General features: G+C 57.5%; 13 protein-coding genes. 12 read left to right on the top strand and 1 reads right to left on the bottom strand.

All coding sequences use genetic code 11. The features are described from left to right. Positions 1–106 precede the first annotated feature (106 nt). On the bottom strand, positions 107–943 hold the full coding sequence (locus tag AC6I8N_RS10140) for an IclR family transcriptional regulator (protein WP_497830643.1): 837 nt from the start codon (positions 941–943) through the stop codon (positions 107–109). A 325-nt stretch (positions 944–1,268) separates the two neighbouring features. Between AC6I8N_RS10140 and AC6I8N_RS10145 the strand changes: the two genes are divergently transcribed. From AC6I8N_RS10145 to AC6I8N_RS10200, 12 genes are all read left to right on the top strand, one after another. Beyond that, entirely contained in the window at positions 1,269–2,795 is a 1,527-nt protein-coding gene (locus AC6I8N_RS10145) for a sugar ABC transporter ATP-binding protein (protein WP_497830644.1), read from the top strand. A gap of 22 nt (positions 2,796–2,817) precedes the next feature. Further along, the gene (locus tag AC6I8N_RS10150; RefSeq protein ID WP_021183289.1) at positions 2,818–3,918 is read left to right on the top strand and encodes an ABC transporter permease; all 1,101 of its coding nucleotides are present in this window, start codon (positions 2,818–2,820) and stop codon (positions 3,916–3,918) included. Then, positions 3,915–5,015: an ABC transporter substrate-binding protein gene (locus AC6I8N_RS10155; protein WP_021183288.1), complete on the top strand. Its 1,101-nt coding sequence runs from the start codon at positions 3,915–3,917 to the stop codon at positions 5,013–5,015. Before AC6I8N_RS10150 ends, AC6I8N_RS10155 begins: the two co-directional genes overlap by 4 nt. Continuing rightward, complete coding sequence (locus AC6I8N_RS10160) at positions 5,015–5,842, top strand: SMP-30/gluconolactonase/LRE family protein (RefSeq protein ID WP_021183287.1); 828 nt, start codon at positions 5,015–5,017, stop codon at positions 5,840–5,842. The genes AC6I8N_RS10155 and AC6I8N_RS10160 overlap by 1 nt, the downstream gene beginning before the upstream one ends. Before the next feature lie 287 nt (positions 5,843–6,129). Then, positions 6,130–7,128, top strand: a complete 999-nt coding sequence (yiaK, locus tag AC6I8N_RS10165; protein ID WP_208725438.1) for a 3-dehydro-L-gulonate 2-dehydrogenase — start codon at positions 6,130–6,132, stop codon at positions 7,126–7,128. 14 nt (positions 7,129–7,142) lie between these two features. After that, entirely contained in the window at positions 7,143–7,619 is a 477-nt protein-coding gene (locus AC6I8N_RS10170) for a NanQ anomerase/TabA/YiaL family protein (RefSeq protein ID WP_021183285.1), read from the top strand. Beyond that, positions 7,616–8,911 (top strand): MFS transporter, encoded by a 1,296-nt coding sequence (locus tag AC6I8N_RS10175; protein WP_021183284.1) that lies wholly within the window; start codon positions 7,616–7,618, stop codon positions 8,909–8,911. The genes AC6I8N_RS10170 and AC6I8N_RS10175 overlap by 4 nt, the downstream gene beginning before the upstream one ends. Further along, a complete protein-coding gene (locus tag AC6I8N_RS10180; RefSeq protein WP_497830645.1) occupies positions 8,908–10,389 on the top strand; it encodes an FGGY-family carbohydrate kinase in 1,482 nt (493 codons plus the stop codon). Before AC6I8N_RS10175 ends, AC6I8N_RS10180 begins: the two co-directional genes overlap by 4 nt. Continuing rightward, positions 10,386–11,042: a 3-keto-L-gulonate-6-phosphate decarboxylase UlaD gene (ulaD, locus tag AC6I8N_RS10185; RefSeq protein WP_208725440.1), complete on the top strand. Its 657-nt coding sequence runs from the start codon at positions 10,386–10,388 to the stop codon at positions 11,040–11,042. The genes AC6I8N_RS10180 and ulaD overlap by 4 nt, the downstream gene beginning before the upstream one ends. Beyond that, the gene (locus AC6I8N_RS10190; protein WP_497830646.1) at positions 11,039–11,899 is read left to right on the top strand and encodes an L-ribulose-5-phosphate 3-epimerase; all 861 of its coding nucleotides are present in this window, start codon (positions 11,039–11,041) and stop codon (positions 11,897–11,899) included. Before ulaD ends, AC6I8N_RS10190 begins: the two co-directional genes overlap by 4 nt. Next, positions 11,896–12,594, top strand: a complete 699-nt coding sequence (gene araD, locus AC6I8N_RS10195; RefSeq protein WP_497830647.1) for an L-ribulose-5-phosphate 4-epimerase — start codon at positions 11,896–11,898, stop codon at positions 12,592–12,594. The genes AC6I8N_RS10190 and araD overlap by 4 nt, the downstream gene beginning before the upstream one ends. Before the next feature lie 169 nt (positions 12,595–12,763). Continuing rightward, positions 12,764–15,025 carry a TonB-dependent receptor gene (locus AC6I8N_RS10200; RefSeq protein WP_497830648.1) on the top strand — a complete coding sequence of 754 codons (2,262 nt, stop codon included), beginning with the start codon at positions 12,764–12,766 and terminating at the stop codon, positions 15,023–15,025. Positions 15,026–15,028: the final 3 nt, after the last annotated feature.

Here is a 15,028-nt window from a genome sequence, read left to right on the forward strand (position 1 = left end):
GAAAGTGAGCTCGCATGCTGGCGTAGCGGCGCGGTTTATCGCGCGCTTTTGACCTTTGTGGGGTAAAACCTGCGCGATAAATCGTGCCGCTACGGTACGGATTCTTTTACGGTAAGGTACACGCCTTTTGCGGCACCACGTATCCCAGCTCTTCCGAAATCGCACGGGCGGTGGCGACCACCGGACCCATCAGTTTTTTTACCCCAATCTGTTGCATCTTGGCGGTGGGCAGTGAAATCGACACCGCATAAGGCACCCGTTGCTGAATATCAAACACCGGCGCGGCAATGCAGGAAACCCCCAGTTCATTCTCTTCGCGATCCATTGCCGTCTGCTGCTGACGAATGGACTTCAGTTCTTCCAGCATCTCCGGGAGCGTAGTGATGGTGTTTTTGGTCAACTGTTGAATGCTGTCCTGATGGCTTTGCCAGTAATGCGCCGGATATTCTTCGCTGCCCCAGGCCATAAAAATCTTCCCCATCGCCGAACAATACAGCGGCATATGCTGGCCGATATAGGCGCGGGTGCGCATCATCCCGGTGGTGGGTTCCAGTTTATAAATCAGGATCACATGATCATCTTCGCGGCTGGAGAAGTTGACCGTTTCGCCCACTTCCAGATTCAGTTTCTCCAGATGCGGGGCAGCGACATGGATGATGTTGAGGGAGGAGAGGGCCTTCTGTCCGACAGAAATAAACTTAGTGGTCAGACGGTAACTGCCAGGCGAAGGCGCCTGCGTGACATAACCGCTGCTGTGCAAACCCTGCAACAGGCGATGCACGGTACTTTTGTTCATCCCGGACAACTCAGAAAGATGGGCCAACGGGCAACCGTTCGGGTAGTTGCTCAGTAATTCAATCAGTTGCAACCCACGAAACAAGCTCTGCGTCCCCAGTGGCTTGTCATTCTTCTCTTCCTTCGCTTTCGCTACTTTAACCACCATCCACGCTTCCTCTTAGTTTTCCCACTCCGATAAAAGAGCAGTCGCCAGATGTTAACCCATGCACTTCAGCCTGGGAATCCTTCGCCAGGTTTAGTGTGACTTTTGGCGAAAATCCACCCCTTACCGAAGTGAGCGATGCATCACAAATCCGCAACACGAATTATATCTATTTGTTTATTAATGAAATTTATCCTCGCTACTTCTTTGCTTTTCCTGCGCACCAGGAATAGTATTTTTTGGAATCGTATTTCGTATGTTGAAATTTAGCGGTGTTTTGATGCTGTCGCCGCTGTTGATGCTCACCAGGAGTTTGCAGGAGGCGGTAATGCAGCATAGCCCGGGTACACCGGTTCTTACTCTGAGCCATATCACCAAACGCTTTGGCGGTAATCCCGCCGTTAATGATGTCAGTCTTGAGGTTTTTCCCGGCGAGGTGGTTGCCCTGCTGGGAGAAAACGGTGCCGGAAAATCCACGCTGATCAAAGTGCTGGCCGGAGTGTATAGCCGGGATGAGGGCGATATCCGCTTTCACGACGCCAGCATCGCGTCGGCCGCCAGTCTGAAAACCGCCACCCGGCAGCCAATCGCCTTTATTCATCAGGATCTCGGGCTGATTGAATGGATGACGGTGGCGGAAAATATGGCGCTGGTGATGGGTTTTACCCGTCGTCTCGGCTTGATCGACTGGCGGGCGGTGCGCGAGCGTTCGCGTGCAGCCCTGAACGATGTCGGCATCATGCTGGACCCGGATGCCCGCGTGTTTGAACTGTCGCGCACCGAGAAATCCCTGCTGGCGATTGCGCGCGCAGTGGCGGTCAACGCCGAAGTGCTGGTGCTGGATGAACCTACCGCCTCGTTACCCGCCAACGATGTGCGTCACTTGTTCGAGGTCATCAACCGACTGAAAAGTCGCAAAGTTGGCATGATTTACGTCACCCACCGCCTTGATGAAGTGATTGAGATTGCCGACCGCATCTGTGTGATGCGTGATGGTAAACGCGTTGCAGAAGGCAACACTGCCGATTATCAACTGCACGATCTGGTGGAGATGATTGTCGGGGAGGCGCTGGAAGGGAATCAACGGCAACCGCTACCGGCTGCGAGCAAACCGGTGCTGGTGCTGGATCAACTCTGCATTGATGAAGTCGGGCCGGTCAGCTTCAGCCTGCAACCGGGCGAAATGCTGGCGCTGGCTGGCTTACGCGGTGCCGGGCAAGAGGAAATTGGCCGCCTGCTGTTTGGTTTGCGTCAGGCCACCGCCGGGACGCTGCGCTTCCGTGACCAGGCGTATCAGCCACAGACGCCTCAACAGGCGATGGCGGCTGGCGTGTCGCTGGTGGCGGGGGACCGCACCGGCGAGAGCCTGGTGATGTCGATGAGTGTGCGTGAAAACCTGTTTCTTAATCCCTGCGCCAGTGGTCATCGGCTTTTGTCACGCTACGGACGGCGTGCCGAAATCGGTGCCAGCTGGTGGAAAGTTCAGTTATTCGATGTGCGTCCGAAAGACGTCAATCTCGACATCAGTGCCTTATCGGGCGGCAACCAGCAGAAGGTGGTGATGGCGCGCTGGATGCATCTCAATGCGCCGCTGCTGATTCTGGAAGACCCCACCGCAGGCGTCGATGTGGGCGCGCGCGAAGAAATCTATCACCTGCTGAATAAAGCGCTGACCGAGGGCGTGGCGGTACTGGTGATATCCAATGACCTCGAAGAGATCGCCCATATCTGCAACCGCGCGCTGGTGTTTAACCGTGGTCAGGTGGTCGGCGAATTAAAAAATGAACAGGTTACCTTTGCCGGTTTGCTGGAGCTGGCCTCTGCCAGCAGCGCTGCCCCATTAACCACCGTCTGAAAAGGAAGGCAGGAGAAAAATTATGTCAAAAACATCCGTCAAATCCACTGCGCTGGAGCAGCGGGTCAGCCTTGCGCAACATGGCTTTGCCCCCTGGTCGATGCAGATAATGACCCGCTACGGCCTGTTGCTGTTATGTGTGGTGTTAACCCTGTTGTTCTCGGCGCTGTCACCGTCGTTTGCCACCATGCTGACCTTACAGGCGATCCTCGCCAGTAAAGCCAAGATTGCGCTGCTGGCGCTGGCGGCGACCTTGCCAATGATTGTCGGCAAGATCGACCTGAACGTCGGTTTCGGCATTGTGCTGTGGCATATCCTCGCCATTACCCTTCAGGTGGAGTACGGCTTCTCATGGCAGATGGCGGTGCTGACGGTGCTGGTGATCTCGGCGCTCTACGGGTTACTGAACGGCATCCTGGTCGCGCTAGCGGATATTGACAGCTTTGTCGCCACCCTCGGCTCCGGCACCGTGCTGTACGCCGTGGCGCTGTGGCACTCCGGTGGTCGGCAAATTGTTGGCGATCTGCCGGATGCCTTTAGCGCGCTGCATCATACCGAGTTGTTCGGCATTCCCATCGGCGCGTTTTATGTGTTGATCGTTGCGCTGGTGCTGTGGCTCGTCACCGAACATACCCCGTTGGGCCGTTGCATGTATGCGGTAGGTGGCAACCCCACTGCCGCGCGCCTCAACGGCATTGCGGTGAATAAATACATCATCGGGACCTTTATCGCCTCCAGCGTGTTGACCGGTTTCAGTGGTGTACTGATTGCGGCTGAACAGGGCGTAGGCCAGGCCAGCGTCGGGATGGATTATCTGTTGCCAGCGCTGGTGGGGGCTTTCCTCGGTAGCACCACCATTCGTCCGGGACGGGTGAACATCTGGGGCACCGTGGTGGGTATCGCCATTCTCGCCATCGGTATTGCCGGGATCCAACAATTTGGCGGCGACTTCTGGGTCGAACCGTTATTTAACGGCGCGACCTTGTTGCTGTCGATTACGCTTGCCGGTTACGCCCAGCGTCGCCGCCTGCTGAACCAAAAAGCCGTGGTGCGCAGTCAGAGCGCACCGACCTCTGCACCTGACCATAAACAAAAAACCATCACACCAGGGAATTCATTATGAAAAATCAGGCATTGAGTCTTACCTTGGCCGCTTTGCTGGTGGCCTCCGCCTCCGCGCAGGCTGACAGCTACCTGGATCAGGCGACCGCTGCCGTGGCGAAGGCCACCGCCAGCTCGAGCACCTGGGATGGGCCGACCACCGGCCCCAAACTGCAACCGAACAAAAAAATCATCTTTATCGCCTCTGATATGAAAAACGGTGGGGTGCAGGGGGTGCAGCAAGGGCTAAGTGAAGCGGCGAAGGTCGCGGGATGGAAACTGGAAACCCTGGATGGTGGCGGTTCGGTGAAAGACCAGCTTGCGGCGCTGAATCAGGCAATTGCCCAGCGCCCGGATGGCATCGTGATTGGTGGCTGGAACCCGAACGTGGCAAAAATCCCGCTGAAGAAAGCCAAAGAACAAAAGATTGTGCTGATGGCCTGGCATGCTGAACCGCAGCCGGGACCGATTGCAAAATATGGCGTGACGGACAATATCACCTCCGATTCCAATGATGTGGCGCGGCTGGCGGCGCAATATGCCGTGGTGAAATCCGGTGGTAAGGCGCAGGTGTTGATCTTCACCGACTCGCTCTACCAAATCGCGCTGGACAAGGCCAATACCATGAAGCAGGAGATTGAGAAGTGCAGCGGCTGCAAGGTGGTGGAATTTATCGATACGCCGCTGGCGGATACCGCCAACCGTATGCCTTCCATGACCTTCAGCCTGTTGCAGAAATACGGCGATCATTTCCAGTACGCGCTGTCGATCAACGATCTCTATTTTGACTTTATGGCTCCGTCGCTGAAAACCGCGGGTAAAGGGGGCAGCAATGCGCCTTTCAATATTTCTGCCGGTGACGGTTCCATCTCGGCTTTCCAGCGTATCCGTAACAGCGACAGCCAGATCGCCACGGTAGCTGAGCCGCTCAAGCTGCACGGCTGGCAATTGCTGGATGAGTTCAACCGCGCCTTTGCCGGTCAACCTTCCTCTGGCTATGTAACGCCGGCGCATCTGATCACCAAAGACAATATCGCCAACGACGGCGGCCCGGAAAACAACTACGACCCGGCGAACAACTATCAGGGACACTACAAAACCATCTGGGGCGTACAGTGATGCAGCCGGAAAAACTCTGTTCACCCGCCATCTGGGCCGAAGGCCCGGTATGGCTGCCGCAGCAGGATGCGGTGGTGTTTAGCGATGTCAAAGGCAACCGGATGTTCCGCTGGCAGCGCAACGGTGAGTTGAGCCTGTGGCGCGCCAACGCCAACTATGCCAACGGTAACGCGCGGGACCTTGAGGGGCGAGTGGTGAGTTGTGAACATGGTCGCCGCGCCATCAGCCGTACCGAGCATGACGGTAGCGTGACGCTGTTGATTGATAAGGTCGAGGGCAAACGCTTTAACTCACCGAATGATGTGGTGGTACGTTCCGATGGCACCCTGTGGTTCACCGATCCGCCGTACGGGATCGTCAACGATGAGGAGGGGTATCACGCCCACAGCCAGGTGATCGGTTGTTATCTCTACTGCTTCGATCCGGCCAGCGGGCAGCTCAGTATCGCCGCCAGCGATCTGCAACGTCCCAACGGCCTGGCGTTTTCGCCCGATGAAAGCCTGCTGTACGTGGCCGATATGTCGGTGGTGGATTTCCCCACGCTGGGGCGTCGCCAATTGCGCGTCTACAAGGTGGATGGTCGCGAGTTGGTGGCGGGGCAATTCTTTGCCGAGGTGGCACCGGGTTTTCCTGACGGCTTCTGTGTTGCGGCGAACGGCGATATCTACTGTAGCTGTGCCGACGGCGTGATCATCTTCGACAGCAGCGGTCGGACGCGCGGCAAAATTGCGTTACCGGAGCGGGTATCGAACTGTACGCTGGGCGGCCCGCAGGGTGACGAGCTGTATATCACCGCCACCACGTCGTTGTATCGGGTGCGTTTGTAACACCCTCGCGTAATACCAGACATCCCCGTAGCTGCGCGATAAATCGCGCAGCTACGAATGGGTGAAAATGTCGGGGCAGGATCGTCTGTCCCGGCTTCCCCACGTCTGAAATCTGGCCGATTTGCGGCCGATCACAAAAGTCGATCAAAGTTTTATTTGATTGATTTTAAACGATAAATTTTCCATCCATTTCTTTGACTCCTCTTTGCTTTCGCCATACGATTTATTTGGAACGACATTCCAACATATGAAATATAAAGCGTAGCGCTGGGGAGACAGTAGCCGTTATGAGAATCAGCTATCAGCAATTATATGAAGAATTCCTGCGCGTCTTGCTGAGTCGCAAGGTGCCAGAGGAGAAGGCCACCGCGTGTGCCGCCATGTTTGCCGAAACCAGCCTGAATGGTGTCTATTCCCACGGCGTGAACCGTTTTCCCCGTTTTATTCAGCAACTGGATGCCGGACATATCGTGCCGGAGGCCACGGCCAATAAAGTGTTGTCACTGGGTGCTATCGAGCAGTGGGATGCGCACCGCGCCATCGGCAACATTACCGCGCGCAGCATGATGGATCGCGCTATCGAACTGGCGACCGATCACGGCATCGGTCTGGTTGCCTTACGTAATGCTAACCACTGGATGCGCGGCGGCAGTTACGGCTGGCAAGCGGCAGAGAAGGGCTATGTTGGCATCTGCTGGACCAACTCGATTGCGGTGATGCCGCCGTGGGGGGCGAAAAACTGTGCTATCGGCACCAACCCGCTGATTGTTGCGGTACCGGGTGAACCCATCACCATGGTGGATATGTCGATGTCGATGTTTTCCTACGGCATGTTGGAAGTGAATCGCCTGGCGGGCAAAACCCTGCCGGTGGATGGCGGTTTTGATAACGACGGCAACTACACCCGCGATCCCGCCACCATCGAAAACAACCGTCGCATCTTACCTATGGGTTACTGGAAAGGCTCGGCGTTGTCGGTGGTGCTGGATATGCTCGCCACGCTGCTCTCCAACGGCGCGTCGGTGACCGAGGTGACCGAAGACAACGGTGACGAATTTGGTATCTCGCAGGTGTTTATCGCTATCGATGTCGATCGCCTGATTGACGGCGCCACCCGCGACCACAAACTGCAACGCATTCGCGCCTCGATTACCGGTGCCGAACGTGCCGACAGTCAACAGGCGGTACGCCTGCCGGGTGAGCGCTTCCCGGTGCTGCGGGCGGAAAACCTGCGTCTCGGCATCCCGGTGGATGAGCGTGTCTGGACGCGTATCCAGGCGTTGTAACGGAGGATAACCCTATGATTACCGGACATATCGCCAACACCGATGCACGCCACTATCCGCCCGCTATCGCCCGCGCCATTGCGTATCTGGCCGGTCACGATCTGGCAACGATGGCCGCCGGACGCCATGTTGACAGCGCCACCGGTTGGCAGGTGCAGGTACTGGATCTGCAAACCGCACCGGCTGAGGAAAACTATCCTGAAGCGCACCGCCACCATATCGATGTGCAATATCTGGTGTCGGGGGCGGAGGTGATTGGCGTAGCGAATCAACCCGCCAGCCTGGCGGTGCACCAGCCGTACAACCCTGAACGCGACATTATTTTTTACCAGCACGCAGCGGATGAAACTCTGATTCGCATGGTGCCAGGCACCTTTGCGGTGTTCTTCCCGCAGGATATTCACCGACCCAACTGCGCACCGGATTTGCCGGGTGCGATCCGCAAAGTGGTGGTAAAGATCCCGACAACCGCGCTGGAGGAGGTCGCATGAGTCTGACATCAACCGCACTGACGCGTGAAGGCGTTCCGGCACTGCGCTGGCTGCGCATCATCCCGCCGATTTTGATCACCTGCATCATCTCCTACATGGATCGCGTCAATATCGCGTTTGCCATGCCGGGTGGGATGGATGCAGAGCTGGGCATCAGCGCTTCGATGGCTGGGTTAGCCGGTGGCATTTTCTTTATTGGTTATCTGTTCCTGCAAGTACCGGGCGGCAAGCTGGCGGTGTACGGCAACGGCAAACGTTTTATTGGCTGGTCGTTGCTGGCATGGGCGGTGATCTCGATCCTCACCGGGTTAGCCACCAGCCAGTATCAGTTGCTGGCGCTACGCTTTGCCCTCGGCGTCGCGGAAGGCGGCATGTTGCCGGTGGTGCTGACGATGATCGGCAACTGGTTCCCGGATAAAGAACGTGGTCGCGCCAACGCCATCGTCATTATGTTCGTCCCGATTGCCGGGATCATTACCGCACCGCTGTCAGGCTGGATCATCACCAACTGGGACTGGCGCATGCTGTTCTTTGTTGAAGGGGTGCTGTCGGTGTTCGTTATGGCCTTGTGGCTGTTCACCATCAGCAACCGTCCGCAGGAAGCGCGCTGGATTTCACCAGCCGAGAAGCAGTATCTGATCAAGACCCTGCACGATGAACAACTGATGATTAAAGGTCAGAACACGCGCAAAGCCTCGCTGAGCCGGGTGATGCGTGAGCCGGTGATGTGGCGTCTGATCCTGGTGAACTTCTTCTACCAGACCGGGATTTATGGCTACACCCTGTGGCTGCCGACCATCCTCAAAGGGCTGACCAACGGTAATGCCGAGAAGGTAGGGATGCTGGCGATTCTGCCGTATGTCGGGGCGATTTTTGGCATGTTCCTGTTCTCGGCGCTGTCTGATGCCAGCGGTCGCCGCAAGATTTTCGTGGCGCTGCCGCTGGCCGGGTTTGCCCTGTGTATGGCGCTGTCGGTGCTGCTGAAAGCACACATCTGGTGGTCGTATGCCGCCCTGGTGGGCTGCGGCGTGTTTATCCAGTCGGCGGCTGGCGTGTTCTGGAGCATTCCGCCACGTCTGTTTAACGCTGAGGTCGCCGGTGGTGCGCGCGGTCTGATCAATGCGCTGGGTAATCTCGGTGGGTTCTGCGGTCCGTATATGGTGGGCGTCCTGATTGCGGAGTACAGCAAGGATGCCGGGGTATACAGCCTGGCGATCTCGCTGGCGATTGCCTCGCTGCTGGCACTGACGTTACCGGCGCGCTGCGACTCCGCCAAAGGGGAGGCCGCATGAAGAGTTGGTTAGGGCTGGACTGCGGCGGCACCTTTATTAAAGCCGGGTTATATGACGCCCAGGGGCGCGAGCTGGCGGTGGCACGACAAAACCTGCCGGTGCTGGTGCCACAGCCTGGCTGGGCGGAACGCGATATGACCCAGTTGTGGCAACAGGCGGCGGCGGTGATCCGCGAAGTGCTGCACCAAAGCGGGCAACAGGCGGCGCAGGTGGCGGGTGTCGGGATCTCTGCTCAGGGCAAGGGGCTATTCCTGCTGGATAAGCAGGGCCAGCCGCTGGGTAATGGCATCCTCTCCTCGGATCGTCGTGCGCTGACGCTGGTGCAGCAGTGGCAGCGTGACGGTATGCCACAACAACTCTATCCGCAAACGCGGCAGACGTTGTGGACCGGCCATCCGGTGTCGTTGCTGCGTTGGATCAAACAACATGAGCCACAGCGTTACGCGGCAATTGGCAGCGTACTGATGGCTCATGATTACCTGCGCTTCTGCCTGACCGGTGCGCTGGCCTGTGAAGAAACCAATATCTCCGAATCCAATTTGTATGACATGCAAAGCGGCGGCTGGTCGGCGGCGTTGGCTGAAACCTTAGCGATCAGCGAAATCGTCCCGGCCTTACCACCGATTATCGGCCCGACCGAGGTGGCCGGGTATGTCACCGCGCAGGCTGCGGCCTTGTGTGGACTGCGGGAAGGCACGCCTGTGGTTGGTGGGTTGTTTGATGTAGTGTCGACGGCCCTGTGCGCCGGATTGCATGACGCGACCCGCCTGAACGCGGTAATGGGGACCTGGTCCGTCACCAGCGGCATTACCGACCGCATCATCGCTGAGGCCGATTACCCGTTTGTCTATGGCCGGTATGCCATCGACGATCAGTTCATCATCCATGATGCCAGCCCGACTTCCGCCGCCAACCTTGAGTGGTTCTGCCAACAGTGGGGCATCGAAGATTATCAGCAACTGAACGACTGGGTGGCCGGTCTGCCAGCGGCCAGCAGTTCGCTGTTGTTCCTGCCTTTCCTCTACGGCTGCAACGCCGGGGCCGACCTGCACGGCAGTTTCTTTGGTATGCAGGCGGGGCACACCCGCGCGCATCTGGTGCAGGCGATCTATGAAGGCGTGGTGTTCTCGCATCTGACCCATCTCAACCGGATGCGTCAGCGTTTCCCGCAGGCCAGCGCGTTGCGTCTGAGCGGCGGGCCGACTCGTTCTGCCCCCTGGATGCAGATGCTGGCCGATGCCAGTGGCTTGCCGGTTGAGGTGCCGCAAATTGCCGAAAGTGGCTGCCTGGGCGCGGCGCTGGTCGCGCTCACCGGCACCGGTGCCTATACCTCGCTGCAACAGGCGCAGCAGGCGCTGAATCCCGACATCGTCACCTGGCAACCTGATGACACCCGGCACGCCCGTTATCAGCAGAAATATCAACGTTATCAGCAACTGGTCAATGCGCTGGCGGCTGCACAAGGAGTTAACCCATGAGCCTTCCTTTGCTCCAGCTGGCGCTGGACCACACCGACCTCGATGCCGCGCTGAGTACCGCGCAGCAACTCCATCAGGAGGTCGACATCATCGAGGCAGGCACCATTTTGTGTTTCAGCGCCGGGATTGAAGCGGTACGCCGCCTGCGTCAGCAGCATCCGGCGAAAACCCTGGTGGCCGATTTTAAAGTCGCCGATGCCGGTGCCACCCTGGCCAGGATGGCGTTTGACGCCGGAGCCAACTGGATGACGGTGATCTGCGCTGCGCCGCTGGCGACCTTTGCCACCGCACTCGACGTGGCGCGTAGCTATCAGGGCGATATTCAGATCGAGCTGTTTGGTCACTGGACACTGGAAGATGCCCGTCAGTGGCGCAGCCTGGGTCTGACGCAGGCCATCTACCATCGCGGGCGTGATGCGCAGGCCAGCGGTCAACAGTGGAGCCAGCAGGATCTGGCGGCGATGCAGGCGCTATCCGATATGGGGTTTGCCCTGTCGATCACCGGCGGTATCACCCCGGAAGAACTGCCGCAGTTCCGCAATATCGACGTCAAGGCGTTTATCGCCGGACGCGCATTGAGTGACAGTGTCACCGGCATTGCCACCGCTAACCAATTTCATCAGGCCATTGCCAACATCTGGGGAACCGCATGAAACGCCAGCATCCACTGGGAATTTATGAAAAAGCACTGCCGGCCCATCTCACCTGGCCAGAGCGACTGGCCCTGGCGAAAGCCTGTGGTTTCGATTTTGTCGAGATGTCCGTCGATGAGACTGATGAGCGTCTGTCCAGGCTGAACTGGAGTAAAGAACAGCGCCTGTCACTGGTCAACGCGATGATTGAAACCGGCGTCAGCATTCCGTCGATGTGCCTGTCCGGCCATCGCCGCTTTCCGTTCGGTAGCCATGATGCGCAGACACGTCAGCGCGCCGATGACCTGATGGATCGGGCGATTCAATTGGCGAAGGATGTCGGCATTCGCACCATCCAGTTGGCGGGTTATGACGTCTACTACGAACCGCACGATGAAGGCACGGTGGCGCGTTTTGCGGCGGGGTTGTCCCGCGCGGTGGAGCGTGCCGCAGCCGCACAGGTGATGCTGGCGGTGGAGATTATGGACACCGAATTTATCAACGCCATCAGTAAATGGAAGGTGTGGGAGCAGCAACTGGCGTCGCCGTGGTTCTCCGTCTATCCCGACGTTGGCAACCTCAGCGCCTGGGGCAATGACGTTGCCGCCGAACTGACGCTCGGTATTGATCGCATTGCCGCTATCCATCTGAAAGACACCCAACCGGTCACCGCCAGCTCGCCGGGGCAGTTCCGCGATGTGCCTTTTGGTCAGGGCTGCGTCGATTTTGTCAGCGTGTTCCGCACCCTGAAGCAGCTGAATTATCGCGGGGCGTTTCTGATTGAGATGTGGACCGAAAAAGCCGAGGAGCCGGTGGCGGAGATTGTACAGGCACGGCGCTGGATTGAACAAAAAATGCAGGAAGGGGGATTATTGTGAGCGTATTAACCTTAAAACAACAGGTACTGGAAGCCAACCTGGCGTTGCCGCGCCATCATCTGGTTACCTTTACCTGGGGCAATGTCAGCGCCATCGATCGCGCCAGTGGTCTGGTGGCGATCAAACCCTCCGGCGTGGAGTACGACGGCATGACGGTGGAGGATATCGTGGTGCTGGAGCTGGAAAGCGGGCGTATCGTGGAGGGCAGCAAAAAACCCTCATCGGATACCGCCACCCATTTGGCGCTCTATCGCGCATTTGCCGACATTGGCGGCATTGTGCATACCCATTCGCGTCATGCCACCATCTGGTCACAGGCCGGGCAGGATTTACCGGCCTGGGGCACCACTCATGCCGATTACTTCTATGGCACCATCCCCTGTACCCGACTGATGACCGAGCAGGAGATCGTCAATGACTACGAATACAACACCGGACAGGTGATTATTGAAACCTTCCGCACCCGCGGCATCAGTCCGACGGCGATTCCGGCGGTATTGGTCAATGCCCACGGTCCCTTTGCCTGGGGCAAAAATGCCGACAACGCGGTGCATAACGCCGTGGTGCTGGAAGAGATTGCCTATATGGGAATTTTTTCGCGCCAGCTAACGCCGGGGATCAAAAGTATGCAGCAGGATCTGCTGGATAAACATTTTCTCAGAAAACACGGCGCGAATGCCTATTATGGGCAGTAACTTGTTTACGTCGCGGCGCGATAAATCGCGCCGCGACGGGGCATACTGAACGATTCGGTTGTATTTGCTGACAAAAAAATTACGCAGAAATTACCAGGCCAAAACAGAAAATAAAGCTAATCACTCTCATTATCATTCATCTTTTTTGACACCAGTGATTACTTTATTCATGAATAATAAACCTGTTCTTATGCGCGGGAAAAAGTTCCCTGCGCCCAGCAGCCTGGCGATGATGATCAGTGTCTGCTGTAACTTTGCAGTGCACGCTGCATCAGCGGCTGACACCAGCACGCAGGTGACTCCGGCGAAAAAAGTTCCACAGGAAAACACCCTTACCGTCACCGCCACCCCGGTGAACCGCTTCAATCCGGGCGGCGACGCGCTGGTGCCGGCGTATCTTGACGGGCAGGTTGCCAACGGTGGACGCCTTGGCATCCTTGGCGAACAAAGTGCCATGAACGTGCCGTTCAGCATCGTGGGTTACACCAATAAAGCCATTCAGGATCAGCAGGCGCGCTCGGTGAGCGATGTGGTGCGCAACGATGCCTCGGTCGCGACCGGTTATGGTTACGGCAACACCCAGGAAATCTATAAAATTCGCGGCTTTGAGCTTGCCAGTGAAGATATCTCGTTTGGTGGCCTGTATGGCGTATTGCCGCGTCAGTTTATGCCGGTGGAACTGGCCGATCGCGTGGATATTCTGAAAGGCGCGAGCGCGTTCCTTAACGGTGTACCGCCGGGCGGCACCGGCGTGGGTGGCACCATCAACCTGGAACCGAAACGGGCCGGGAGCGAGCCGCTGACCCGCGTCTCCCTTGACTACACCTCGAAATCCCAGGTGGGCGGGGCGCTGGATATTGCCCGTCGCTTTGGCGACAACGATCAGTGGGGCATTCGCGTCAACGCGGTGCATCGTGAAGGGGAAACGGCGGTGGATAATCAGAAACGCCGCCTGACGCTGGGTACCATCGGCCTCGATTATCATGGTGATCGCTTCCGAGCCTCACTGGATGCCGGTGCGGAAAAGCAGACGGTGCACGGTGCGCGTTCGGTAGTGTACACCAGCGGTATGACCAGCATTCCCAAAGCGCCGTCGGCCACCACCAACTACGGCCAGAAATGGGCCTTTACCGACACCAGCAGCCAGTTTGCCATGCTGAAAAGCGAATATGATCTCAGCGACAACTGGACGCTGTACGGCGGTATTGGCGGCAACCATACCCATGAATACGGTTCTTACTCCTCACCGACCGTTAATGACAGCAACGGTGATGCCACTATGGGGCAGATGCGCGTGCCGTATTTCTCCGACGGCCTGTCAAGCCAGGCCGGGATTCGCGGCAAGTTTGACACCGGGTTTGTAAACCACAGCATCAACTTTGGTTACTCCAGCACCTGGAGCCGCATCCGCAGCTCGTATGCGATGTCTTCCGCCAGCATCAGCACCAATATCTACGATCCAACCTATGTTGATGAGCCAACCGATGTGGCTTATACCGGCGGCCATATGGACGACCCGCGAGTCACCAGCCGCACTTTCAACAGCGGTGTGTCGCTGGCCGATACCATGTCGATACTGGATGATCGCGTGCAGCTGATCACCGCGCTGCGCCGTCAGTCGGTCAACGTTACTAACTACGATTACGATGGCGTGCAGTCGGCCAATTTTAGCCAGATGAAAGTCACCCCAGCTTTTGGTCTGGTGTTGAAACCGTGGAAAAACATCTCCTTCTACGCTAACCATATTGAAGCGTTGCAGGCCGGTGAAACCGCCAGCAGCAGCTACGGCAGCGGTACGGTGGTGAACGGTGGTCAGGTCACCGGTATCGAAACCTCCAAACAAAACGAAGTAGGGGTGAAAGCCGATTATGGCCGTATCGCCGGTTCAATCTCCGTGTTCGAGATCCGCAAACCGGTAGCGACCTATCGCTATCTCGGCAACAGCAGCGGCACCGATCAATATGAATACGGTAACTACGGCGAAGAACGTAACCGTGGTCTGGAACTGAGCCTGTTTGGAGAGCCGCTGTACGGCGTGCGCCTGAACGGTAGCGCCACCTGGATGGACCCGGAGCTGACCAAAACTCAGGACGGTACCTATGATGGCAAAGACGCGATTGGTGTACCGCGTTATCAGTTGGTGCTGGGCGGAGAATGGGATATTCCGGGCTTGCAGGGCGTGACCGCGACCGGGCGCGTGATCCGCACCGGTTCGCAATATGCTGACGAAGCGAACACCCTGAAAGTGGATGGCTGGACACGTCTGGATCTTGGCGTGCGTTACGATATGCAACTGCCGAAAAACAACATCGTCTGGCGCGCTACGGTGGAGAACGTCACTAACGAAAACTACTGGGCATCTGCCAGCGATGGCTACCTGACGCAGGGCGACCCGCGCACCCTGAAACTGTCGATGACCGTGGATTTTTAACCG

This window comes from Pantoea sp. X-Soil-TKNS-1279 (genome assembly GCF_059730565.1).